Consider the following 22284-nt stretch of genomic DNA (forward strand, 5'->3'; position numbering starts at 1 on the left):
GACAGGGACCGTCGAAGGAGGCAGCCATGACCCAGCGCACCGACAGCAACGGCATCGTGGTGGGTGTGGACGGCTCCGACGCGTCGCGCGCCGCGCTGCGCTGGGCAGCGCGGCAGGCCCACGTGCTCGGCACGCGGGTCCTCGCCGTGCACGCCTGGGAACCGGCCCCCCTGCACGCCGCGCCGTACGCCCCCGTCGCCGGCCGGCCGACCCGCGCGCAGCAGCGCGAGCGGGCCGCCGCGCTGCTCGCCGACTCCGTCCGCGAGGTCTTCGGCCCCCGCGTGGACCCCGCGGTGCACGCCGTCCTGGCCGAGGGGCCGCCCGCCCGGGTCCTGCTGCGCCACACCGACGGCGCGTTGCTGCTGGCCCTCGGCCACAGCGCCCGCGGCCGGGAGGACCTCCCGGCCGTCGGGCCGGTGAGCCGCGAGTGCCTGCGTCACGCCGCGGTGCCGGTGGTCACCGTCCCGGCCCCGGACCCCGACCGCGCGGAACCGGACCTGCGGATCGTGCAGGCGCCACCGGCGCGGCTGCCCAGCGGCGCGGGCGTGGCGTGACCTCACCCGGCCCGGACCTGACCCGTGGAGGTGATCCCATGGACGTCCTGGTGGGATACGCGACCGCGCACGGATCGACGGCGGAGATCGCCCGCAGCCTCGCCGCCCGGCTCGGCGCGGCGGGCCTGACGGCCGAGGCCAGACCGATGGAGAGCGTGCCCGACGCGGGCGCGTACGCGGCGTTCGTCCTGGGCAGCGCCGTGCACGGGCAGACCTGGCTCGATCCGGCGAAGGAGTTCCTGCGGCGTGGCGCGGACGTCCTGCGCGAGCGGCCCGTGTGGCTGTTCAGCGTGGGCATGCCGGACGCGTTGCGGGGACCCTGGCGGCGGATGGGCCCCAAGGAGGCCCCGGTGATCGTGGAGAGCCTGCCCGGCGGGCTGCCCCTCCGGGAGCACCGGCTGTTCTCCGGCGTCGTCCGCCCCGCCCACCTCTCGCTGACCGGACGGTTCGTGTTCCACCTGTTCTGCGGACGGTACGGCGACTACCGCGACTGGGACGCCCTGGACCGCTGGGCCGACGCGATAGCCGAGGAGCTGACGGGCCGGACACGGCACTGATGCCGACGGGGTGCCGCCGTGGACCGGGGGCCCGCCGCAGCTCGGCCGGTGTCACGGTGCCGCCGTCGGTGAGCCGGGAGAAGACGCGGCCCCCGCGCGGCGGTCCTCGCCGCGTCCCGCGCACCGGCCGGGGTCAGCACGGCACCGGCGGGCGACGGTCCGAGGGGGCACGCGGGTGCGGGCGGGGTGCCCGGGCGTCCGGCAGGGGCGGCGGGGGTGTGGGCGGCAGCTGGGCGGCGCGCCGGCGGGCCACGCGCAGGGCGAGGGCGTCCAGCACGGCGGTCAGGACGAAGGTCACGCCCGTTGCCGCCAGCAGCAGCACGGCGAGGCGCTCCCAGAACTCCGGTGTGAGGCTCGTGCCCATGGTCCTCGCTCCTTCCCGGCCCTCCCGGCCGGTCGACATGGCGCGGAGAACGGTGCGGTCTTCCCGTTTCCATAGAACTCCTCACCGAGGGGCGGCACTTGAGCCGACCGGCCCGCCGCAGGTCCCGGCAGCGGGGCCGGGGGTCCCGTGCCGACCGGAACACGGGTGCGGGAGGTGTCCGCCGGTGGCCGTGGCGGGCGCCTTTCCGGTTGAGGCCGCTCGGCCCTGGCGCGCGGGGGGTCTGTGTGGTGTGCTGGGAGCGACGGGAAGGACCGATCGGAACGACGCGGGGAAGCGACCTTCACCGGTCGCGCACCGCGCAATCGGGATCCGCGAGAAGTGGATGGTCCTTCCCGCCGTCACGCCACGGCCCACCGCCCCACCGCAGCCCCATGCCCCCGGTGCGGGCGCGGTCCGGGAAGCAACCGTGCTCCCCGTCGGGCGCGCCCCCGCGGCCCGACGGGCCGTGCGGGCCGGGTGGCCCGGCCGCCGACCGGCGAAGGCGCCGGGCGGTCATCCGTTTCCCCGCCCGGCCGCCCACCGCCTGCGTACCGCGTCCTCGTGCTCGGCCTGCTCCAGTGCCGCTTCCAGCCGCGCGAGGGCCGTCTCCAGCGCCGGTATCCAGTGCCGCCGCAGTGCCCGCACCCGCTGCCGGGTCCGCAGCACCTCCTCCCCCACCACGTGGGCGGCGCGGCGCGCGGCGGCGTGGGCCGCCGCCGCGCGGACGGCGTCGGCCCAGGCGGCCTCGGCGAGCAGCAGGGCGGTGTTGTCGGGGGCAGGGGCCGAGGGGTCCCGGCCGGCCGTCTCGCAGTGCACGGCGCCGGGATGCCGTACCCCCGTCGTGGAGTCCCAGGTGATCCGCAGCTCCGCGCGGTGCGGGTAGTCGGCGGCGTCCGGGCCGGTCGCGCCACCGGGACCGTCGGGGCCGCCGAGCAGCACGCCCCGGCGGGTCCAGGCCTGCGCCCGGGCCGCCCGGTCGTGCCACACCACCCGTGTCTCGTCCTCGACGCGTCGGAGTTCCCGGTGCCGTCGCAGCAGGATCCGCAGCTTGCGGTCGAGGAGGTCGGCGCCCCGCAGGGCCGCCTCCCGGCGGCGCCGCAGCCGGGTCCGGCCGGCCCGGCCGGGTGGGACGCGTGGCTCGGGCACCAGATCACCGCCCCTCGGAGGACGCCCCGTGGGCGTCGAGCAGGTCGGCCGGCAGCATCGACAGCTCGCTGCGCGGCAGGGTGAGCAGCACCCGCCAGGCACGCTCCAGGGTGTCCGCCAAAGGGCGCGCCTCGTCCCGCCGCTGCCGCAGCAGGCCCTGGGCGAAGGCCTCCTCGAAGTCGAGGTAGCGGCGGTCCACCGCGCCGAGCGCGCCCTGCCCGACGAGGTCGGCGAGGTCGCGGACCTGGCGGGCGCGGGCGAGCGCCGACAGCAGCTGGGCGGCGACGTCCAGGTGGTCGGCTCGGGTGCGGCCGGGCCCGGCGCCCTTGCGCATCAGCCGGGACAGTGACGACAGCGCGTCCACGGGCGGGTAGACGCCCCGGGCGTGCAGCGGGCGGGACAGCACGATCTGCCCCTCCGTGATGTATCCGGTGAGGTCGGGCACGGGGTGGGTGATGTCGCCGGCGGGCATGGTGAGCACCGGCAGGACGGTGACTGAGCCGGGCAGGCCCCGGACCCGTCCGCAGCGCTCGTACAGGGACGCCAGGTCGCTGTAGAGGTAGCCGGGGTAGGCGCGCCGGGCCGGGATCTCGCCTCGGGCGGCGGACACCTCGCGCAGGGCCTCGGCGTAGCTCGTCATGTCGGTCATCACCACGAGCACGTGGCGGCCAGCCGCGAAGGCGAGGTGCTCGGCGACGGTGAGGGCGATGCGCGGGGTGAGGACCCGTTCGATGACCGGGTCGTCGGCGGTGTTGAGCAGCAGCACCAGCTCACCGGCGGCGGAGCGCTCCTCCAGGGCGTCACGGACGAAGTCGGCGTCGGCGTGGGTGACGCCCATCGCGGCGAACACCACGCTGAAGGGCTGCCCGCCGACCGTGGCGCGGGCGGCGATCTGGGCCGCGAGTTCCAGGTGCGGCAGGCCCGCGGCGGAGAACACCGGGAGTTTCTGGCCGCGCACCAGGGTCGTCAGGGCGTCGACGGCGCTGACCCCGGTGAGGACCGGTTCGGCGGGCGGTTCACGGCGCACCGGGTTGACCGGCCGGCCGCCGACCTCGGCGCTGTCGGCGGCGAACACGGGCGGTCCGCCGTCGAGCGGCACGCCGCGGCCGTTGCAGACGCGGCCCAGCCAGCCCGGTCCGACGGGGACGCGGAAGGGGCTGCCGGCGAAGGCGGCGGCGATCCGTCCGGGGTCCATGCCGGCGGTGTTCTCCAGCACCTGCACCACGGCCGTGCCCCGGTCCACCTCCAGTACGACGCCGTGCCGCCGCTCTCCCGAGGCGAGGGTGAGCACCACGTACTCGTCCCAGCCGACGCCCTCGACCCCGTCGACGACCAGGAGGGGTCCGCGCAGCTCCCTGACCGAGGTGAACTCGGCGCGCCCCCAGTCCCGTACGGCGTTCACCGCAGCTCCCCGAGTCGGTCCAGCATGGCGCGGCACCGGGCGCGCACGGTGTCGGAGTCGTGCGGGCCGGCCTCCTCTCGGGCCCGCAGCAGCGGCGCGAAGTCGACGTTCTCGATGCGGGCCGGGTCGACTCCCCCGTCGGCGAGTTCGCGGCAGCGGGCGGCGACCGCCAGAGCCGCGTCGGCCAGGGCCGCGGTCTTCTCCGGGCCGCTGTAGGCGTCCCGGGCCGACAGGGCGCTCTGCTGCAGCACGGCCTCGCGCACCAGCCGCCCGCCCAGCACCCCGATCCGCTCGCGGGCGGGGAGCGCGGTGATGCCGAGCAGGTCGACGAGGTCGGCGAGCCGGTCGGCCTCGGCGAGCACGGCGGCGACCCGGGCGCGGCGCGCGGGCCGGTCCGGGTCGCCGGCCGCCGCGCCGTCGGCGGCGGGCGTCAGGTCGCGGGCGTCGAGTGTCTCGATGTCGCGGGAGAACGACTCGGCCCACGAGACGGCCGGGTAGTGGCGGGCGTAGGCGAGGTCGCGGTCCAGGGTCCACAGGGAGCGCACGAACCGCTGGGTGTGGGCGGTGACGGGTTCCGTCATGTCCCCGCCGGGCGGCGAGACCGCGCCGATCACGGTGACGGAACCGGCGCGTCCGCCCAGGGTGGTGACCGGGCCGGCGCGCTCGTAGAACGCGGCCAGCGCGGAGGCCAGGCCGGCCGGGTAGCCCTCTTCGGCGGGCAGCGCGCCGGTCCGGGAGGCGAACTCGCGCAGGGCCTCGGCCCAGCGTGAGGTGGAGTCGGCGATGACGACGACGTGCAGGCCCATGTCGCGGAAGTACTCGGCGACCGTGACCCCGGTGTGGACGCTGGCCTCCCTGGCCATCATGGGCATGTTGGAGGTGTTGGCGACGATCACCGTCCGGTCGGCGAGCCGGCCCCCGGTGCGCGGGTCGGTGAGCGCGCCGAACTCGTCGATGACGTCGGCCATCTCGTTGCCCCGCTCGCCGCAGCCGACGTAGACGATGACGTCGGCGTCGCACCACTTGGCGATCTGCTGGAGCAGGACGGTCTTGCCGGTGCCGAACCCGCCGGGCACGGCGACGGTGCCGCCCACGGCGACCGGGAAGAGCAGGTCGATGGCGCGCTGGCCGGTGGTCAGGGCACGCTCGGCGGGCGTCCGGGCGCGGACCGGGCGGGGGACGCGTACCGGCCAGCGCGTGGTCATGCGGACCGGTACGCCCGCCACGAGGGCGAGGACGGCGTCCTCGGGGCACCGGCCCGGTGCGGCCACCCGCGTCACCTCTCCCGCCCGGCCCGGCGGCACCAGCGCGCTGAGGCGGACGGGGCCGGTGCCGGTGATCTCGCCGAGGGAGTCGCCGGGCCGGACCCGGTCCCCCTCGGCCACCCGGGGGGTGAACTCGCGGGCGGGCCGGGGCCCGGGTGGGTCGCCGAGGGCCCCGGGCGCCAGCCAGTCGCCCGCACCGGACAGCGGGCGCAGCAGGCCGTCGAACACGCCGCCCAGCAGGCCGGGACCGAGCGCCGCGGACAGGGGCCGGCCGAGAGGGCGCGCGGGCATGCCGGGCGCGAGGCCACCGGTGTACTCGTAGGCCTGGACGGTGACCACGGCGTCCCGGATCGCGACGACCTCGCCGGGCAGTGCGGCCTCGCCCAGCGCGACGAGGTCGTTCATGGCGGTGCCGGGGACGTGCTCGGCCTCCACCAGGGGACCGGCGACGCGCAGGACGCGGCCGGCGGCGGGCGCGGCCCGGGTCAGGGAACCCATGGCTCCTCCTCTCCCGCGGCGGCGCGGTCGAGGGCGCGTCGCGCGAAGGTGGCCAGCCGGCAGTCGATGCGGCGGCCGGGCACCTCGCCGACGACGCCGCCGCCCGGGGCCTCGGTGATCACCGCGTCCGGCCCGAGTGCGGCCCGTACGCGCGCGGCGAGCCCGTCACGCAGCGGCGGGTAGGTGTCGGTGCGGCGCAGTGCCTCGACGCCGGCCACGACCTGACGGCACAGCTCCTCCCAGCATGCCCGGCGGGCGGCCAGTTCGCGGGCGCGCGCGGCGCGGCGGGCGCGGACCCGTTCGGCGCTCACGCGGTGGTCGGCGTCCGCCCTGCCCTGCCGGCGCGCCTCGGCCAGGATCCGCGCGGCGCTCGCCCCGGCGTCCCGCACGGCGGCGTCGGCGTCCCGGTCGGCGGCGGCCAGCAGCGCCCGGGCGGCCTCCCGGGCGTCGGCGAGCAGCCGCGTCCGCACCGGGTCCAGGGCCGCACCGGCACCCCGCGGGAGCGGGAGCGCGGCCGGCGTGCCGGACGGTGTACGGGCCGGAGAGGCGTGCGCGCGGCCGCCGCCCGCGGCCGGCTCGGGGGTCATGGCGGCATCACCGCAGTCAGTGGCCGGTCCCCGTCCAGGCGGTCCGGGGGGAGGGCGGCGGCCGCCGCGGGGGTCAGGATGACCAGGGCGACGTGGGCCGGCAGGGCGTCCCAGGCGGCGCGTACGGCGTCCGGGTCGTGCGCGGGGAACACCTCGACGCCGGCCGTCAGCAGCCCGGTCACCCGGGGCCGCTCCCCGATGGCCGCGATCCGGGCCATGGTCAGGCCTTCCCGATGAGGATGATGGCGACGACCAGGCCGTAGATGGCGATTCCCTCGGCGAGTCCGACGATCACCATGGCCCGGCCGAAGAGTTCGGGACGCTCGCTGAGCGCGGCCAGGGCCGCCGCTCCCGTGTAGGCGACGGCGATCGCGGCACCGATGGAGGCGCCGGCGACCGCGATGGCGGCGCCGATGAGAGCGGCGGAACCGGAGCCTGAGTCCTGTGCGGTGGTCGTGACGGTGTCGGCCCGCGCCGGATCACCGGTCAGGGCGACCAGCAGCAGGGCGAGACCTCCGGCGAACAGGGCCCCGTCGAGCGCGAGGAGGGGCCGCAGCGCGGTCGGCCTGCGGCGGCGCAGCAGTCGGCGGGTCAGGGCGAAGGCCGCGAGGAACGCGGGGAGGGCGACCAGCCAGGCGATCATGATGTCACCTCCGTGCGACGGGATGCGGGGGCGGGGGCGGGCCGGGGTGCGGGGGGTTCCGGCACCTCGGTGGGCACGTGCCAGGGCCGGAAGGGCCGGCCCTCCGCGTCGAAGACCCGGGAGAACAGCTCGTAGAACTCCAGGCGCAGCGCCTGTACGCCCGCCACCAGCGCCTCCAGGGCGAAGGCGAGCGCGTTGCCGAGGACCAGCACGAGGCCGGCCGCGACGAGGGCGGGCGGGCCGCCGGTCCTCGCGAGGGCTTCGGTGCCCTGCCAGACGATCGCGCCCAGCGCGGCGTGGGTGAGCCCGAACGCGGCGAGGCGGGCGAAGGAGACCGTGTTGGAGCCGATCCGGACGACGACGTCGAAGAGCTGGACGGCCGTCTGCAGGCCGCCCGAGAGACCGCCCCCCGTGGCGCCGTACAGTCCGGCGCCCGCCAGGAGCAGCCCGGCACCGGCGGTGGCCGCGCCCCCGGCGGTGAGCGCGGGCAGGTGGCGGGCGATGCCGGCGGCGAGCCCGGCGAGGCCGAGGAAGACGGCGGCGCCGGCGACACCGGACGACGCGTACAGGGCGCGGCCCGGTCCGCCCTCGCGCCAGCGGTTGACGGTGCCCGCGGCGTAGGCGAGGGCCAGCAGGACCGCGCCGAACGCGATCGCGGCGAGCAGCAGCGGGAGCGGCCGGTCGAGGGGGTTCAGCCACAGCACGGGCAGCACCCCGGTGGGCCCGAAGAACTCCCCGTAGGCGATGCCGGCGAGGGTGCTGGCGATGCCCGCACCGGCCAGGAAGGGCCAGGCCCGGCGCAGGGCGGGTCGGCCGCGGGGGCGCCCGGAGCGCAGCACGAGTGCGCCGAGGAGCAGCAGCAGGCCGTGACCGGCGTCGCCGAACATCATGCCGAACATGACGACGTAGGCGAGGCCCGCGGCGAACGTGGGGTCGACGTCGGCGTAGGGGACGGTGCCGTAGGTGCGCACCAGGGGTGCCAGGGAGCGCCGCACCGGGCCGGTGTCGGGCAGGAGGGTCGGCGGGTCGGTGCCGCGCGGGCTACGCAGCGGTACGACGGCGCCCCCGGCGTCGGCCAGCCGGCCGGCGAGGCGGGGTACGTCGGCGGCGGGGCACCAGCCGGCCAGGGCCGCGACGGGGCCGCGCCGCACGGCCGCCGCCCGGTACGCCTCCAGCTGGGCCTCGCCCGCGAGCAGATCGGTGCGGCCCCGGGCGGACAGCGCGTCGAGATCGGGTGGGGCGGCCGACAGCCGGGGGGCGGCCGGGGGCGTGGCCGATCCGCGCAGCCGGGCGGCGGCCGGGCCGGGGTCCCCGGCGGCGGCCCCGGCGGGGCGGTCCAGTTCGACGCAGCCGGCGTCGGCGACGCGTACCAGGACGTCCCGCAGGGCCGGCTCGGCGGCCATCACCGCCACCCGCCGCATCCGCGTCGGCACCAGCGTGTCAGCCCAGGAGTTCATCGAACGCCTCCACGGCCCGGCCCCCGTACGCGGCGCACTCCAGGGCGGCTCGGACCCGCCGGGCGTCGGTCGCCAGGACGGCGGCGGCGCCCACGACGGGGGCCGGGCCCGGGCTGGTGCCGCGCAGCAGGCGCTGCCCGTCCTGCTCCACCTCGCGCCACCAGCGGGCCTCGGCCCGCCACAGGTCCTCCGGCCGGTCGGACCCGCCCAGCGCCCAGCGGGCGTCGGCCGGGAGCCGGGCACGGTAGTCGCCGTAGGACACCGCGGACAGGGCGCCCCGGCCCAGCAGTACGGTCGCCTGCCGGGCGGCCTGGCCCTCCGGCCGGCGGCCGGCCAGGAAGGTCTCGCGGGCGACGAGCAGGGCGGCTCCACCGGTGGTCCAGCGGGCGGCGTGCGGGACGCCCGCGGCGGTCCGGGCGGCGGCCGACAGACGCATCGCGGCGACCACGGAGGCCGGGGCCTCGCCACCTGGGTCGCCCCACACGGAGGAGGCCAGCACGGCCCGCACCTCTGCCGGGGACGCGGTGCGCGCCAGGCGGGTCCAGGCGGTCGACAGCGCGCCCAGCCGGTACGGCGGCGGTTGCGGCACACCGGACAGGGCGCGCAGGTGCGAGCGCGTGTTCGCGATCTCGAACCCCGAGGCGAGCAGGCGCAGGGCGGCGGCACCGGCCCGCGGCTGCCAGCCGGCGAGGACCCGCAGTTGCCACACCAGGACGTCGGCGACGGTCCGCGGCCCCTCGTCCCGTTCCACGGGGTCGCGCCGGTAGGCGGTGCCCGCCAGTACATGCCACGCCTCGTCCCGGTCGGCCGCCGCGGCGACCCGGTGGGCGCGCCGGGGGCCGGCGCAGGTGGCCGTCATGGCTCTGGCCCGCGTCACCCCGGCGACCCATCCCGCGCCCATCACTCCTCCTCGCCGCGCTCGTCCGCCGCGCCCAGGCCCGCCGGGCGGGTGTGCGGGGACGCCGGGTTTTCGGGGGGCGAGGGCGCCGGGCCTCCGGAGGCTGGGGACGCCGGGCTACCGGAGGGCGGGGACGCCGGGCTACCGGAGGGCGAGGGCGCCGGGCTACCGGAGGCTGGGGACGCCGGGCCTCCGGAGGGCGGGGACGCCGGGCTACCGGAGGGCGAGGGCGCCGGGCTACCGGAGGCCGGGGACGCCGGGCCTCCGGAGGGCGGGGTGTCGCCGACCTGGCCGCCCGGGGTTCGGGCGTCCGCTCCCCCGGTCGACGGGGCGTGGCCCGGGTCGCGGTCGCCGTGGCCGGCGCTGTTCGGTGCCCGAGGTCCGGCGTCGGGCATCGGCCCGAGCGGACGACCGCGCTGCGCACCGCTCGGCTCCGCGCCGCGTGGGGGCGGGTCGCCGGTGAGCGGAGGTCTGGGCTCCGGGTGCGGGTCCGGGGGGCGGGAGTCCGGCCGTGGACCGGTGGCGGGTGGGCCGACGGAGTTCTGCGGAGGACCCGAGGCGGGTGGACCGGAGGAATCCTGCGGCGCACACGAGGCAGGTGGACCGGAGGAATCCTGCGGCGCACACGAGGCAGGTGGGCCAGAGGAATCCTGCGACGGACCCGAGGCAGGTGGGCCAGAGGAATCCTGCGACGGACCCGAGGCACCTGGGCCGGCGGAGTCCTGCGGCGGGCCCGTGGCGCGTGGGCCGGTGGCAGACGGGCCGGCTGGAGGTAGGGCCGACGGGGGCGCGCTGCCGTACGGCGGACGGGCAGGCGGAGCCGGGGCACCGGGCGGGGGCCCGGGGGGTGAGCCGGTGGCGGCGGTGGGCGGGCGGTCCGGGTCGGCCGCCGCGGTGATGTCCCGCAGGGCCGTGGCGACGAGTCGGGCGGCCACGGCCGGTGTGCGCTGCTCGGCCCGCTGCCGGAGCCGGGCCAGGGTGTCCTCGGCCGCTGCCTCGGTGCGGGCGGCCGCCTCCCGGGACCGCTCGGCCCACCGGGCGGCCGTCTCGGCCCTGATGCCGGGGGCGCGTGCACGGGCGGCCCGGACGACGGCGTCGGCCCGGGCGACCGCGGCGCGGCGGCGGGCGGTCGCCTCGCGCTCGGCGTCGGCGCGCAGGGCCGCGGCCCGGGCGACGGTGTCGTCCAGCAGGGCGAGCGGCGCCGCCAGTTCGGCCGCGAGTTCGGCGGTCCGGTCGGCGGGCACGCCGCCCGCCACCGCCGGGCCGGGTGCGCCGGCCGGGCGGAAACGGGCGAGGAAGACACGGAACCGGATCATGGTCACCTCCCGAGCCGGACGTGGCGTCCGATGCCGGGTCGCTTCGCTTCCACGCTACGAAGGGGGTGTCGCCCCTTCCAGGGGCCGACCCGACCCGCACAAGGGGCCGGGCGGCCCTGTCACCGGCGGGGTGTCGGCGCGATGGTGGCCTTGGGGACCCTGTCCACGCGCACCGTGGGGGGCTGCCATGAACGACCGGTACACACGGGAGAGCGCGACGGCCTCGGGCGAGGCGCGCCATACGGTGCCGACCCAGGCCGGCCGTCCGTCGGAGGAGTTCCGCCACGACCTCATGATCCGCTACTTGCAGGCCATGGCCTCGCGTTCGGCGGCGGCGAGGGGGCCGGAGGTCGTCGTCGAGAATCCGGACGCACGGCGGCCGGACCGGACCGAGCCGACGGGTGCGGTGGCGCGCCGCGTCCGTCATCCGCGTCGCCCCTCAGCCGTCCGTCGGCCGAACACCTCGGGCCGTCCGCCGAACACCTCGGGCCTCACCCATCGCCCCCACGACTCAGCGGGACCTCTCGACGAGGAACGCCGCACTGTCTGCCAGCGTGGTGAGCCGGGGGTAGTCGTCCTCGTCGATCCGCACCCCGGTGCGCTCCGACAGGACCTCCACCAGCGTCAGGAAGTCGAGCGAGTCCAGTTCGAGCACGTCGCGGAACCGGTCGTCGGGTCCGACGCGGGTGAAGTCGGCGTCCGGGACGATCCCGGTGATGGCCTCCTCCACGAGGTGGCGGGCCTCGGCACTGGTCAGTGACGTCATCCGGATCACAACTCCTCTGGTTCCTGCAGCAGACGGTCCACGGCCGTGAGGTAGCGCGCCCCCACGGCGCCGTCGCTGGCGCGGTGGTCGGCGGACAGGGTCACGGTGACCACCGGGTGTACCCCGAGCATCCCGCCCACGGCCCAGGGCCGCTCGACGACCGCGCCGAAGCCGACCAGGGCGACCTGGGGCGGGTGGATCACGCCGAACACCGACTCCACGCCCTGTTCCCCGAGACTGGTCACGGTGAGCGTGGCGCCTGCGACCTCGCTGCCGCGCAACCGTCCCTGGCGGGCCCGCCGCACCAGGTCCTTCAGGGCCGCCATGACGGCTTCGGGCGCGAGGGTGTCCGCCTCGTGGATCACCGGAGTGAGCAGGCCGCCGTCGCGCAGCGACACCGCGAAACCCAGGTGCACGCCGGGCCCGGGGACGAAGTGACCGTCCTGCCAGAAGCCGTTGAGCTGCGGCACGGCGCGAGCCGCGCGCGCCGCCGCCTTGAGCAGCAGGGCGGCGGACACGACGCGGTCGGAGGGCGGACGGCCCCTGTTGCGCCGGTGCAGCCACTCCTCGGCCGCCGCCAGGTCGACCGTGGTCGACAGGTAGTAGTGCGGGATCTCCCGCTTGGACCGGCTCATCAGCTCACCGATGGCCCGGCGCATGGTGGCCGTGTGCTCGTCGCGCCGGTCGTCGTCCTGCCGGCGCGGGACCGCTGCGGGCTCGGCCCCGCCGTGGCGCGGCGCCGTAGCCGGCTCGGGTGCCGTCCGGGCCGCCGCGTGGACGTCCGCCGCGCGCACGGCCGAGCCGTGTCCCGTCCCGCGCAGCGTCGTGAGGTCGACGCCGAGGGTGTGGGCCAGGCGCCGGGCGTACGGGGTGGCTCGCACGGTCGGGGGTGCGACCGGTGCCGCCCGCTCGACATCGGCCCGGGTGATCCGGCCGCCGCGCCCGGTGCCGTGGACGGCCCCGAGGTCGACGCCGCGCTCCTCGGCGAGATGCCGTACGAGCGGCCCGGCGCCCGTGCCGGACCCGCCGCCGGGCGACCCGGCAGCCGCGTGCCCGGCCGGTTGCCCTCCGGTCCGTGCCGCGTCAGTGACCTCTTCCCCCTCGGGCGGCCCGGCGGACGGGGCGGGTCGCGCGGGCTCGCCCGCCTGCGCCGCGTCCCCCACGGGTTCCCCGCCCTCGGCGGGACGGGCCGCGGCCGGCGGCCCGGGGGCCGCCGCACGGCCCGCGGTCCCCGCGCGCCGTGTCCCGGCGCCGGTGCCGACGGCACCGGCCGGGCTCGCGCCCTCCGTGGCTGCCGCAGCCCGCGCGGTGTCCGGGACCTCGGCGGTCCTCGCCACCCGCGCGGTCTCCGGCGGCCGCGGCGGCGCCTCGCCGGGACCGCCCGCGGCCGCGGGCGTGCCGGTGAGGGCGGTCCGGCTCCCCGACGGCTCGGAGGCGGCGGCACGGGGCCGGTCGCGGCGGCGGGCGCCCGTCGGGTGCGGGGCGCCGGTGTCGCCGGCCGTCGGCGCCCCGGTGGCGGAGCCGCTCCCCGCCCCATGGGTCTCGATCTCCGCGAGCACCGTCCCCACCGGCACCCGCGTCCCCGGTCGGACCAGCAGCCGGCCCACCGTCCCGGAGTGGAAGCACTCGACCTCGATCGCGGCCTTGTCGGTCTCCACGACCGCCACCACGTCGCCCTTGGCCACCTGGTCCCCCGGAGCGACGAGCCATTCCAGGAGCAGTCCCTCGTCCATGTCTGCGCCGAGCGAGGGCATGGTGAACTCGGCCATGTCAGCCCGCCTCCCCCGCCTCCCGCGGGCGCCGCGCGTCCGCCGTGTAGGGCGGTGGTCCGACCGCCCGGCGGGCCGCGGCGGCGATGCCGGCGGCCTGGGGCAGCGCGGCCTCCTCCAGCCTCCGGGCGTACGGCACGGGCACCTCGGCGCTGCACACGCGTTCGACGGGGGCGTCGAGGTCGTAGAAGCAGTGCTCGGTCAGGCGCGCGGAGATCTCGGCGGACAGGCTGCCGCTGCGCCAGCCCTCGTCGACGACGACCGCCCGGTGGGTGCGCGAGACGGACTCCGTGATCGTGGCGTCGTCGAGCGGGCGCAGGGTCCGCAGGTCGACGACCTCCGCGCTGATGCCGGCGTCCGCCAGCTCCCCGGCCGCGGCCAGCGTCTTGGGCAGCGAGCCACCGTAGGTGATCAGGGAGACGTCGGTGCCCGGCCGGCGGATCGCCGCACGGTCCAGGTCCGCCGGGCCCGCGTCGGCGGGCAGGTCGCCGGAGACGTTGAGCAGTACGGCGTGTTCGAAGATCAGCACGGGGTCGGGGTCGGCGAGTGCGGACGCGAGCATGCGGCGGGCGTCGCCGACGGTCGCCGGCGCCAGGACCCGCAGACCGGGGATGTGCGCGTACCAGCCCTCCAGACTGTGCGAGTGCTGGGCGGCGAGCTGCCGTCCGGCGCCGGTGGTCATGCGGATGACGAGGGGGACGGCCAGCTGGCCGCCGGACATGTGCAGGAGGGTCGCCGCGTTGTTGAGGATCTGGTCGAGGGCGAGGAGGCTGAAGTTGACGGTCATGATCTCCACGACGGGCCGCATCCCGGCGAGGGCCGCTCCGATCCCGGCGCCGACGAACGCGGACTCCGACAGCGGGGTGTCGCGCACGCGTTCGGGGCCGAACTCCTCCAGCAGGCCGAGGCTGACGCCGAAACAGCCGCCGTACCGGCCGACGTCCTCGCCCATCAGGAAGACGCGCTCGTCGGTGCGCAGCGCTTCGCGCAGGGCCTCGCGCAGCGCCTCCCGGTAGGTGGTCCGTGCCGGGGCCCGACCGGTGGCCCGTTCCCCGCTGCGGTCCGCGGTGGGGCTCGCGGTGTGCGCGGCCATGGTCAGCTCACCTCCGCGGGGGCGCTGGTGACGTGGCGCAGCAGGTCCTCGACCGGTTCCTCCGGGGCCCGCTCCGCGCTGTCGACGGCGGCGTCGATCTCGTCCGCCGTCCGCTCCTCCAGAGCGGCGAGTGCCTCGTCGGTGAGTTCTCCGCGCTCTTCGAGGCCGCGGACGAGGAGGTCGACGGGGTCGCGTTCCTTCCAGCGTTCGATCTCGCCCTTCTCACGGTAGCGGTCGGGGTCGTACATGGAATGGGCACGGAACCGGTAGGTGCGCATCTCCAGGAAGTGCGGGCCGGCGCCGGCGCGAACGCTCTCGGCGGCGCGGCGGGCGGCGTCCTCGACGGCGCGGACGTCCATGCCGTCGACCGCCCAGGAGACCATGCCGTAGGAGGCCGCCCGCAGTGCCAGGTCGGTCGCGGCCTCGTGGCGGTCGAGGGCGGTGCCCATGGCGTACAGGTTGTTCTCGCAGACCAGCAGCAGGGGCAGCCCCCACAGCGCGGCCAGGTTCGCGGTCTCGTGGAACTCGCCCTCCGCGAAGGCGCCGTCGCCGAACAGACAGCAGGTGACACGGTTCCGGCCGGTCATGCGGTCGGCGAGGGCCAGGCCGGCGGCGAGCGGCAGTCCGCCCGCGACGATGGCGTTGCCGCCGTAGAAGCGGCGGCCCGCGTCGAAGAGGTGCATGGAGCCGCCGCGGCCCCGGCTGCAGCCGGTGACCTTGCCGAACATCTCCGCCATGATCGCGTCGGCGGGCACGCCGCGGGCCAGCGCGTGTCCGTGTTCCCGGTAGGTCGACACCACCGCGTCGTCGGCGGTGAGGGCCTCGTTGACGCCGACGGCGACGGCCTCCTCCCCGATGCACAGATGCATGAAGCCGCGGATGCGGGCGGCGCTGTACAGCTCCACGCAGCGCTCCTCGAAACGGCGGATGCGCAGCATCGAGGCGAGCAGGTCGAGCCGGTGCCGTTCCTGCGGGCGGGCACGCTTCCTGGCGGTCATGACGGCCCCTCCGTCGACTCCAGGGTGGACAGGTCGCCCTCGGGCAGGCCGAGTTCCCGGGCGCGCAGCAGCCGGCGCATGACCTTGCCGCTGCGGGTGTGCGGCAGGTGCTGGTCGAAGGCGATCTCGCGGGGGGCCACGGCGGGTCCGAGCCGGCGTCGGGCGAAGGCCAGCAGTTCGCGCCGGGTGCCGTCGGTGGGCGCGGCACCGGGGCGCAGGGTCACGAACGCCTTGACCACGTTCCCGGCGACGGGGTCGGGGCGGCCGATGACACCGGCCTCGGCGACCGCCGGGTGTTCCATCAGCGCGCTCTCCACCTCGAAGGGGCCGATGAGGTGTCCGGCGGACTTGATGACGTCGTCGGCCCGGCCGACGAACCAGTACCAGCCGTCGGCGTCGCGCCGCACCAGGTCGCCGGTGAGGTACCAGCCCCCGGCGAAGGCGGCCGCGGTGCGGTCCTCGTCGTGGAGGTAGCCGCGGAACATGGACGGCCAGCCGGGGCGCAGCGCGAGTTCCCCCTCGACGCCGGGCTCGCGCAGCTCGGTGACGCGGCCGTCGACGACCTCGGCGCGGCCGTCCTCGCCGCGCCGCAGCACGGTCGCCTCGACGCCGGGCAGCGGGCGGCCCATGGAGCCGGGCCGGACGGGACAGGCCGCGAAGTTGGCGATCATGATCGCTCCGGTCTCGGTCTGCCACCAGTTGTCGTGCACCGGCAGCCCGAGCACGTCCCGTCCCCACAGCACGGCCTCGGGGTTGAGGGGTTCCCCGACCGAGGCGATGAAGCGCAGGGCGCGGAGGTCGTAGGAGGCGGGCAGGTCGTACGGGCCCGTCCGGGGCGTGGTGCGCATCAGCATGCGCAGCGCGGTCGGGGCGGTGTACCAGACGGTGACGTGCTGCTCGGCCAGGATGCGGTACCAGCGGCGCGCGTCGTAGTCGCCCTCGTCTACGACGACGGTGACGCCGTGCATCAGGGGGGCGACGACGCCGTACGACATGCCGGTGACCCAGCCCGGGTCGGCGGTGCACCAGTACACGTCGCCGCGGTGCAGGTCGAGGGCGTACAGCGCGGTGGCGTAGTGGGCGACGGCGGCCTCGTGGACGTGGACGGCACCCTTGGGGGTGCCGGTGGTGCCGCTGGTGAAGTGCAGCAGCGCCATGTCCTCGGGTGCGGTGGCCGGGATGGTGAACGCGTCCGGCGCCCGCGCGGTCAGCTCGTCGAGGCAGAGCGTGCCGGGGAGAGCGTCCGCGCCGTCGCCCACGATCAGCACGTGCTCCAGGGACGGCAGCCGGTCACGCTGTCCGGCGACCTTCCTGCGGTACAGGTCCGCTGTGGTGACCAGGACCCGGGCGTCGCTCAGCCGCAGCCGCTGGGCCACCGGGTCGGGGCCGAAGGCGGAGAAGAGCGGGCACAGGACGCTGGTGTTCTTCAGGGTGCCGAGGACCACCGTGTACAGCTCCGGGCAGCGGCCCAGCAGGGTCACCACCCGGTCGCCGCGGCCGGCGCCGAGGGTGCGCAGCACGTGGGCGAACCGGGAGGCGGTAGCGGCCAGCTCTCCGTAGGTGACGGTGGTGACGGTGTCGTCGCGGGCCACGCAGCGCAGCGCGACCGCGTCGCCGCGGCCGGCCGCGACATGCCGGTCCACGGCCTCGTGTGCGATGTTCAGTCCTCGCCCGCCGGGCAGTCCGGCCAGTTCGGCGCGGGCCTCGGACCACGAGAAACCGGTGTACGTCCTGTCGTAGTCGGCCAGGTTGGGCGGCACCTGCGGCGGAGTGTCCTTGTGGATCGTCTCCCAGGGCATACGAGCCCCCTTCCCTGCGGACCGTTTCCCGCGGTCCTCTTCCGACCATGCGCCGGGGCCGCCTCGGCCGCACTGGGCCGAACGGCCCGGGGGCCGCGCCGGGCGGCACCGCGCAGACGCGACGGACGGACACGGTCCCGGGAGCCGGCCGGACCGGGTACGCCCGTCGGCGGGTGCCGTCCGTTCTCTGTGCCGTCCGCGCTCTGTGCCGTCCGCTCCTCCGGCGCGACGGCGGTCGGCGGACGAGGCCGGCGTGTTACGACGCACCGGACTGAACCGCGTACCGGGGGCCGCCGGGACCGGCGCAGCGGAGCGCGGCCGGGAGGGGTCGCACCCGGCCGCGCGTACGTGGTGCGGCATCCGTGCACCACGGTGCTAGGCGAGCCGCACCGGGATGGTCCTGGCTCCTTCCTCCTTCTGCGGCACCGGTACGGTGATGGTCAGGACACCGCCCTCGTACTCGGCGGTGGCCTCGTCGGCCTTGGCTCCGGCGGGCAGCCGCACGGACCGGGTGAACGTGCCGTACCGGAACTCGGTGCGGTGCTTGTCCTTCGTCTCCTCGGTCCGCTCGGCCCGCAGGGTGAGCAGGCCTTCGTCGACGGTGACCTCGACGTCCTTCGCCGGGTCCAGGCCCGGGAGTTCGGCGCGCAGGACGTAGGCGCCGTCGGTCAGTTGCTCCTCGATCCGGATGGCGTGCGTCCCCGGCACCGTGTGTGCCAGGGGGAGTCCGCCCTCGACCCAGCCGAACAGGTCGGGCAGGCTCGGCCAGCCGGGCAGCCGCTCCGTCATCGCGCTCATGGGGCACCTCCTCCGCCTCTTCCACTTCCAGGGTCCCGCCGCCGGCCGCGGCGGGCGTGAGCCGTCCGGGCCCCGGGAAAGGACCACCGGCCGCTTGCTTCCCCGGCCCCGCGTCAGCCCCACATCTTCTTGCGCCAGCGCGGTCCGACCTGCGCCCACTCCGTCTCCCAGGCCCGCATCCGTCGGCGGTCCAACGGGCGCCGGGCGAGGCGGGAGCCCAGCAGGACGCCGGTCGCGGTGCCCAGTGCGGCCAGTGTGCCCGTGATCGCCGACTGGAGTTCGGCCGCCGAGGCGGTGAGGGGCTCGGCGACCAGCCGGCCCGAGCCGTCGGTCCACGTGGTGACCTTGCCGCCGGTCTCGCCGCCGGGCTCGACCTTGGCCCGGCCGGTGTGGGTGGCCCCGTCGGCGTCGGTCCAGCGCACCTGCGCCCAGACCAGGCCGTCGCCGACGCCGTCGTCTGCCGCGGGCGGGGCCTTCGGGGCGTCGGCGGTGAGGACGGCGGTCACCTGGTGCACGGCCGCGCGGTGCGCGTCGAGGAGGTGCTGCGTCCCGGTCCCCGCCGACACACCGGCGAGAACTCCGCCGGCCAGGGCCAGGATCCAGGCGCTCAGGATGATCCACGCCTCCACGCGGTCGCTGAGGCGGCGCAGCGGATTGGCCCGCCAGCGCCAGAGCCACCGCCGCCCGGTCCCGCGTCCCCGTCCCGTCCTCGCCATCGCCGACACCTCCCGCCGGGGTGACCTGCTCACCGGCCGATACGGGTCATCCCCGGGCCCCGCTGCCGTAGGGGGCGTACAGGTCGAGCAGCCGGGTGCGGGCCGCCTGCAGCCGGCGGACCACGGCCTCGCCGGCCCACTGCGCGACGACCTGGCCGAGTTCGGCATCGTCCTCGCACAGGTGGCGCACGGCCGCCGCGTCGAACTCGAAGGCACGCACCGGGCCCACGGTCCGGGCGCTGAAGCGCCGCCGGTACGGCGGGAACCGCGCGGACCAGCCGAGGAGTTCACCGCTGCCGAGGGTGTCGATCACGGCCGGCTGGGCACCGGGCACCCGCATCTCCAGGGCGACGGTGCCGGACTCTATGATCCACAGCCGGTCGGCGGGGCCGCCCTCCGCGAAGAGCCGGATGCCGCCCGGGTAGCGGACCTCGTGCGCCAGGGACATCAGCCGGCCCCGGTACTCGGCGGGCAGCGTCCTGGTCGGGCGGGGTGTGGTCAGGGTGGTCATGGGGGGCCTCCTCGATGCCGGCGCGCCGGCAGAGGTCGCGATGATCGGTGCCGAACACCTCCTGCTCCCAGCGTCGGCCACGAACGCCCCCGCCGCATGGGCCGACCGGCCCCTTGCAGCGGCCCGGTCGGCCGGTCCCGCCCGCATCGCCCCGCGGGCCGCCGTCGGCCGGGGCGTCCGCCGTGAGCCGCGCCCGGCCGGGCCGCCGCGAGACTAGGAGTGTGCCGAGCCGGTCCCCCGCACGGGCGGAACGCGCTCCGCCGCTCCACGCCCCCGCGCACGCGGCCCGCGACACCCGCCCCGACCACGCGCGTCCGAACCCGCCCCGCACCACGTCCCCGTGCCGGCTCCCCCCCCCGCCCCCGGGGAGCCGCCCGGGCGCGCTTGCCGACGCCCGCCGCGCCCGCCCCGCCCCGCCCGCGGACGGCCTCGGCGGCACCGGTCGCCCGGGCACGGGAGCCGTCAGACGGTGAGCGGCAGTCCCGTCGCCGTCCGGACGGTGAGGACGTCGCGGACGGGTCGGCGCGGGGTGCGGCGGACCGTGTTGACGTAGCCGAGGCGCAGGATCACCTGGGGGTGGCCGCCGCCGAACACGGAGCGGCGGACCCGGCGGCGCAGGTCCGGCAGTTCCAGCGGCTGGGTGTGGAAGGCGGCGGCGACGCCGGCCGCGGCGGCGTGCAGCAGCATCCGCTGCAGGCCCTGGCCGGTGCGCACCCAGTCGGTGCGCTGGTCGTGCCGCGTGTCCAGCAGGACGACCAGGCCCAGGGAGGGCCGCAGGGTGCGCTGGGCGGGGCCGCCGTCGTGGCCGCGCCGGGTGTGGGCGGCGTAGTCGCGCCCGGCGAAGGCGGTGGTGTCGGGGTTGCGCGGGTAGGCGTGGGCGGGGATGCCGTCGGCTCGCCCGCTGCCGGCGCGCGGCGTCCACTCGGCGAGTTCGCGGCCGCAGTCGGGCAGCGCCCGCCGGGTGGACTCGGCCTCGCGGATCAGCAGGGCGAGGTGGCGCAGGTCCTCCCGGCCGGAGACGGTGTACAGCCCGGCGCCCTCCACTCCGGCGTGCCGGCGCAGCTGCTCGATGAGGCGGGCGGACAGCGGGTCGGGGCGGAACGGGCCGCGATGGGTGTGCCGCTGCGGCAGCGCGGCGAACAACCGCTCCTCCTCGGCGCTGGGCGGCGCGTACGGCCCCCAGTGGACGGTGGCCACGTGCCAGGGCCGCGCGGGGTCCGGGAACAGCGCGACGCGGGGCAGGAAGCCGAGGTGGCGCACGGCCAGCCGTACGTTGTACAGCGCGGCGCCGCAGCTGATCAGCGTCTCCCGCCCGTCCGGGTCGGAGGCGGTCAGCATGCGGGTCGGGTCGGCGTGCAGGTGCAGTTCGCCGTCCCGGGCGACGAAGCGCCAGGGCTGGGCGTTGCAGTGCGAGGGCGCGGTGACGGCCGCGCGGACGAGGTAGTGGGCCGCGTGATCGGGCAGCAGGTGAGACCCCCCGGGCATCGCTGGTACCGCCGTTTCAGTCATCCGTCCGTCCCTTCCGGTCTTCCTCCCCCCATCACAGGCGCCGGCGGGGCCGGCCGGTAGGGCCGTTGGGGCGTGCCGTGCGGCTCACGTGGGGCACGGACGGCGGCCGGGGGCGCGGGCGGGGTCCAACGGCCCTGGCACGGGCGGGAGCCGGGGGGCGGTCGGCCCCCGCGGGGTGCGCCGCTCGGCCCATGCCCCGGCGGTGCCGGGCACGGCACAGTGGTGGCGAGCCCGTGAGACCGGCGGCACGGGGCGCGTCCCTCATCTGCGCCCTGACGCCGCTCGCGGTCCTCGCCTCGGGTCTGGCAGGCGGATGCCCGATGCGGGGTCGCGGGTCTCACGGGCCGGTGCCGGTGTGGGGACCGGCATCTGCCGCCCAGGCGGCTCCTCGGAGGGGGCGGACCAGGTCACCCGCCCCCGTGCCGGGCCCGTGGCAGGCCGGCGACGTCGGAACGGACGTCAGCGGACACCGCCGCCCCACGGGCCCGGCGCTCCGGTTCCTCCCCTTCCTGTCCTTCCGGGCTCCCGCGTTCCGCGCGGCACCGACGACAATGGGAGGAGGAGTGCGGGCCGGCCCAGGGAGGTGCCCGGGAGTCATGGTCGTCAGGGTCGCGCTGGCCGGGGACACGATGCTGGGGCGCGGCGTCGCGGAGGCGCTGCGGCACAGCCGGCCCGGCCCGTTGTTCTCCCCCGCGGTCCACACCGCCGTCCGGGACGCGGACCTGTTCCTGGTCAACCTGGAGTGCTGCGTGTCGGACCGGGGTGCCCCGGTCGACGTGCCGGGCAAGCCGTTCTTCTTCCGCGCCCCGCCCCGCGCGGCCGACGTCCTGGCGGGCCTCGGCGTGGACGCCGTGTCGCTGGCCAACAACCACGCCCTCGACTACGGTCCCGACGCCCTGCTGGACACCCGGGCCGAGCTGGCCCGGGCCGGCGTGCGGTCGGTCGGGGCGGGGGCGGACGCGGCGGCGGCCAGGGCGCCGCTGGTGGTGACGGCCGGCGGGCTGCGGCTCGGGATCCTCGCGCTCACCGACCACCCCGCCGAATTCGCGGCCGGACCGGACCGGCCCGGGGTGGCGTACGCGAACCTCTGGGACGAGGACGTGCCCGAGTGGGCGGTCCGGGCGCTGGGGGACCTCGCCGGAGCCGGCTCCGTGGACCTGGTCGTCGTCACGGTCCACTGGGGGCCGAACATGACCGCCCGTCCCGTGCCCCACGTCCGGCGGGCCGCCTCGGCGCTCACCGCCGCCGGCGCGGACCTGGTGGTGGGGCACTCCGCCCACGTCTTCCACGGCTTCACCCGCCCCGTCCTGTTCGACCTGGGCGACTTCGTCGACGACTACGCCGTCCATCCGAGCCTGCGCAACGATCTCGGCCTGCTGTGGTTCGTCACCCTCGGCGGGGACGGTCCGCTGCGTACCGAGGCGGTCCCCATCGCCCTGGACTACTGCCACACCCGCCTGGCGAACCGGGACGAGTACGCGTGGATCGCCGACCGTCTCACCCGGCTCTGCGCCGAGTCGGGCACGGCCGTCACCGACGAGGGCGACCGCCTTTCGGCGGACTGGCCGCCCCCGCCCCGGGCCACCGCGTGACCGGCGGGCCAGGCGGGTCCGGCGCCACGTCACGGTCACCGGCACC

Annotated in this window: 21 protein-coding genes; 3 read left to right on the plus strand and 18 right to left on the minus strand. The window is 77.2% G+C overall.

Annotation, left to right across the window (positions count from 1 at the left end; all coding sequences use genetic code 11):
- Nucleotides 1-26 precede the first annotated feature (26 nt).
- Together ACSLTV_RS08985 and ACSLTV_RS08990 are read left to right on the plus strand one after the other, a co-directional pair.
- Nucleotides 27-554 (plus strand): universal stress protein, encoded by a 528-nt coding sequence (locus ACSLTV_RS08985; RefSeq protein WP_432138408.1) that lies wholly within the window; start codon nt 27-29, stop codon nt 552-554.
- A 38-nt stretch (nt 555-592) separates the two neighbouring features.
- Entirely contained in the window at nt 593-1111 is a 519-nt protein-coding gene (locus ACSLTV_RS08990) for a flavodoxin domain-containing protein (RefSeq protein WP_432138407.1), read from the plus strand.
- A 133-nt stretch (nt 1112-1244) separates the two neighbouring features.
- On the opposite strand, the gene ACSLTV_RS08995 is transcribed toward ACSLTV_RS08990, so the two are convergent.
- The 18 genes from ACSLTV_RS08995 to ACSLTV_RS09080 form a co-directional block, all read right to left on the minus strand.
- Nucleotides 1245-1475: a hypothetical protein gene (locus ACSLTV_RS08995; RefSeq protein ID WP_432138406.1), complete on the minus strand. Its 231-nt coding sequence runs from the start codon at nt 1473-1475 to the stop codon at nt 1245-1247.
- A gap of 513 nt (nt 1476-1988) precedes the next feature.
- Entirely contained in the window at nt 1989-2621 is a 633-nt protein-coding gene (locus ACSLTV_RS09000; protein ID WP_432138405.1) for a V-type ATP synthase subunit D, read from the minus strand.
- Nucleotides 2622-2625: 4 nt separating this feature from the next.
- Nucleotides 2626-4023, minus strand: coding sequence for a V-type ATP synthase subunit B (locus ACSLTV_RS09005; RefSeq protein ID WP_432157715.1), 1398 nt, complete (start codon nt 4021-4023; stop codon nt 2626-2628).
- Nucleotides 4020-5786, minus strand: coding sequence for a V-type ATP synthase subunit A (locus ACSLTV_RS09010; protein WP_432138403.1), 1767 nt, complete (start codon nt 5784-5786; stop codon nt 4020-4022). Before ACSLTV_RS09010 ends, ACSLTV_RS09005 begins: the two co-directional genes overlap by 4 nt.
- Entirely contained in the window at nt 5774-6373 is a 600-nt protein-coding gene (locus ACSLTV_RS09015) for a hypothetical protein (RefSeq protein ID WP_435611939.1), read from the minus strand. The genes ACSLTV_RS09010 and ACSLTV_RS09015 overlap by 13 nt, the downstream gene beginning before the upstream one ends.
- Nucleotides 6370-6591, minus strand: a complete 222-nt coding sequence (locus ACSLTV_RS09020; RefSeq protein ID WP_432138401.1) for a V-type ATP synthase subunit F — start codon at nt 6589-6591, stop codon at nt 6370-6372. Before ACSLTV_RS09020 ends, ACSLTV_RS09015 begins: the two co-directional genes overlap by 4 nt.
- A 2-nt stretch (nt 6592-6593) precedes the next feature.
- Entirely contained in the window at nt 6594-7016 is a 423-nt protein-coding gene (locus ACSLTV_RS09025) for an ATP synthase subunit C (protein WP_432138400.1), read from the minus strand.
- The gene (locus tag ACSLTV_RS09030; protein WP_432138399.1) at nt 7013-8473 is read right to left on the minus strand and encodes a V-type ATPase 116kDa subunit family protein; all 1461 of its coding nucleotides are present in this window, start codon (nt 8471-8473) and stop codon (nt 7013-7015) included. The genes ACSLTV_RS09025 and ACSLTV_RS09030 overlap by 4 nt, the downstream gene beginning before the upstream one ends.
- A complete protein-coding gene (locus ACSLTV_RS09035) occupies nt 8457-9374 on the minus strand; it encodes a hypothetical protein (protein WP_432138398.1) in 918 nt (305 codons plus the stop codon). The genes ACSLTV_RS09030 and ACSLTV_RS09035 overlap by 17 nt, the downstream gene beginning before the upstream one ends.
- A gap of 1824 nt (nt 9375-11198) precedes the next feature.
- Nucleotides 11199-11453 carry an acyl carrier protein gene (locus ACSLTV_RS09040; RefSeq protein ID WP_432138396.1) on the minus strand — a complete coding sequence of 85 codons (255 nt, stop codon included), beginning with the start codon at nt 11451-11453 and terminating at the stop codon, nt 11199-11201.
- Between the two features lie 5 nt (nt 11454-11458).
- Nucleotides 11459-13222 (minus strand): dihydrolipoamide acetyltransferase family protein, encoded by a 1764-nt coding sequence (locus tag ACSLTV_RS09045; RefSeq protein WP_432157713.1) that lies wholly within the window; start codon nt 13220-13222, stop codon nt 11459-11461.
- Nucleotide 13223: 1 nt separating this feature from the next.
- On the minus strand, nt 13224-14315 hold the full coding sequence (locus tag ACSLTV_RS09050) for an alpha-ketoacid dehydrogenase subunit beta (RefSeq protein ID WP_432138394.1): 1092 nt from the start codon (nt 14313-14315) through the stop codon (nt 13224-13226).
- 2 nt (nt 14316-14317) lie between these two features.
- The gene (pdhA, locus tag ACSLTV_RS09055; protein WP_432138393.1) at nt 14318-15313 is read right to left on the minus strand and encodes a pyruvate dehydrogenase (acetyl-transferring) E1 component subunit alpha; all 996 of its coding nucleotides are present in this window, start codon (nt 15311-15313) and stop codon (nt 14318-14320) included.
- On the minus strand, nt 15310-17112 hold the full coding sequence (gene acsA, locus ACSLTV_RS09060) for an acetate--CoA ligase (RefSeq protein ID WP_432157712.1): 1803 nt from the start codon (nt 17110-17112) through the stop codon (nt 15310-15312). Before acsA ends, pdhA begins: the two co-directional genes overlap by 4 nt.
- Before the next feature lie 375 nt (nt 17113-17487).
- Nucleotides 17488-17910 (minus strand): Hsp20/alpha crystallin family protein, encoded by a 423-nt coding sequence (locus ACSLTV_RS09065; protein ID WP_432138391.1) that lies wholly within the window; start codon nt 17908-17910, stop codon nt 17488-17490.
- Between the two features lie 113 nt (nt 17911-18023).
- A complete protein-coding gene (locus tag ACSLTV_RS09070) occupies nt 18024-18626 on the minus strand; it encodes an Rv1733c family protein (RefSeq protein WP_435611940.1) in 603 nt (200 codons plus the stop codon).
- A 46-nt stretch (nt 18627-18672) separates the two neighbouring features.
- Complete coding sequence (locus ACSLTV_RS09075; protein ID WP_435611941.1) at nt 18673-19137, minus strand: cyclic nucleotide-binding domain-containing protein; 465 nt, start codon at nt 19135-19137, stop codon at nt 18673-18675.
- Nucleotides 19138-19599: 462 nt separating this feature from the next.
- Nucleotides 19600-20646: an Acg family FMN-binding oxidoreductase gene (locus ACSLTV_RS09080; protein ID WP_435611942.1), complete on the minus strand. Its 1047-nt coding sequence runs from the start codon at nt 20644-20646 to the stop codon at nt 19600-19602.
- Between the two features lie 596 nt (nt 20647-21242).
- Between ACSLTV_RS09080 and ACSLTV_RS09085 the strand changes: the two genes are divergently transcribed.
- Nucleotides 21243-22238, plus strand: coding sequence for a CapA family protein (locus tag ACSLTV_RS09085; protein WP_432138387.1), 996 nt, complete (start codon nt 21243-21245; stop codon nt 22236-22238).
- Nucleotides 22239-22284 lie beyond the last annotated feature (46 nt).

This window comes from Streptomyces sp. bgisy159, from assembly GCF_965341775.1.
Classification (GTDB): Bacteria; Actinomycetota; Actinomycetes; order Streptomycetales; family Streptomycetaceae; genus Streptomyces.

Bases quoted from the DNA above. Each gene is read 5' to 3' on its own strand.
- ACSLTV_RS09075 (WP_435611941.1), bottom strand. From the start codon at position 19,137: ATGACCACCCTGACCACACCCCGCCCGACCAGGACGCTGCCCGCCGAG.
- ACSLTV_RS09065 (WP_432138391.1), bottom strand. From the start codon at position 17,910: ATGAGCGCGATGACGGAGCGGCTGCCCGGCTGGCCGAGCCTGCCCGAC.
- ACSLTV_RS08995 (WP_432138406.1), bottom strand. From the start codon at position 1,475: ATGGGCACGAGCCTCACACCGGAGTTCTGGGAGCGCCTCGCCGTGCTG.
- ACSLTV_RS09085 (WP_432138387.1), top strand. From the start codon at position 21,243: ATGGTCGTCAGGGTCGCGCTGGCCGGGGACACGATGCTGGGGCGCGGC.
- ACSLTV_RS09045 (WP_432157713.1), bottom strand. From the start codon at position 13,222: ATGGCCGAGTTCACCATGCCCTCGCTCGGCGCAGACATGGACGAGGGA.
- ACSLTV_RS09040 (WP_432138396.1), bottom strand. From the start codon at position 11,453: ATGACGTCACTGACCAGTGCCGAGGCCCGCCACCTCGTGGAGGAGGCC.
- ACSLTV_RS09050 (WP_432138394.1), bottom strand. From the start codon at position 14,315: ATGGCCGCGCACACCGCGAGCCCCACCGCGGACCGCAGCGGGGAACGG.
- ACSLTV_RS09020 (WP_432138401.1), bottom strand. From the start codon at position 6,591: ATGGCCCGGATCGCGGCCATCGGGGAGCGGCCCCGGGTGACCGGGCTG.
- ACSLTV_RS09030 (WP_432138399.1), bottom strand. From the start codon at position 8,473: ATGAACTCCTGGGCTGACACGCTGGTGCCGACGCGGATGCGGCGGGTG.
- acsA (WP_432157712.1), bottom strand. From the start codon at position 17,112: ATGCCCTGGGAGACGATCCACAAGGACACTCCGCCGCAGGTGCCGCCC.
- ACSLTV_RS09035 (WP_432138398.1), bottom strand. From the start codon at position 9,374: ATGGGCGCGGGATGGGTCGCCGGGGTGACGCGGGCCAGAGCCATGACG.
- ACSLTV_RS09015 (WP_435611939.1), bottom strand. From the start codon at position 6,373: ATGACCCCCGAGCCGGCCGCGGGCGGCGGCCGCGCGCACGCCTCTCCG.
- ACSLTV_RS08990 (WP_432138407.1), top strand. From the start codon at position 593: ATGGACGTCCTGGTGGGATACGCGACCGCGCACGGATCGACGGCGGAG.
- ACSLTV_RS08985 (WP_432138408.1), top strand. From the start codon at position 27: ATGACCCAGCGCACCGACAGCAACGGCATCGTGGTGGGTGTGGACGGC.
- ACSLTV_RS09080 (WP_435611942.1), bottom strand. From the start codon at position 20,646: ATGACTGAAACGGCGGTACCAGCGATGCCCGGGGGGTCTCACCTGCTG.
- ACSLTV_RS09070 (WP_435611940.1), bottom strand. From the start codon at position 18,626: ATGGCGAGGACGGGACGGGGACGCGGGACCGGGCGGCGGTGGCTCTGG.
- ACSLTV_RS09025 (WP_432138400.1), bottom strand. From the start codon at position 7,016: ATGATCGCCTGGCTGGTCGCCCTCCCCGCGTTCCTCGCGGCCTTCGCC.
- pdhA (WP_432138393.1), bottom strand. From the start codon at position 15,313: ATGACCGCCAGGAAGCGTGCCCGCCCGCAGGAACGGCACCGGCTCGAC.
- ACSLTV_RS09010 (WP_432138403.1), bottom strand. From the start codon at position 5,786: ATGGGTTCCCTGACCCGGGCCGCGCCCGCCGCCGGCCGCGTCCTGCGC.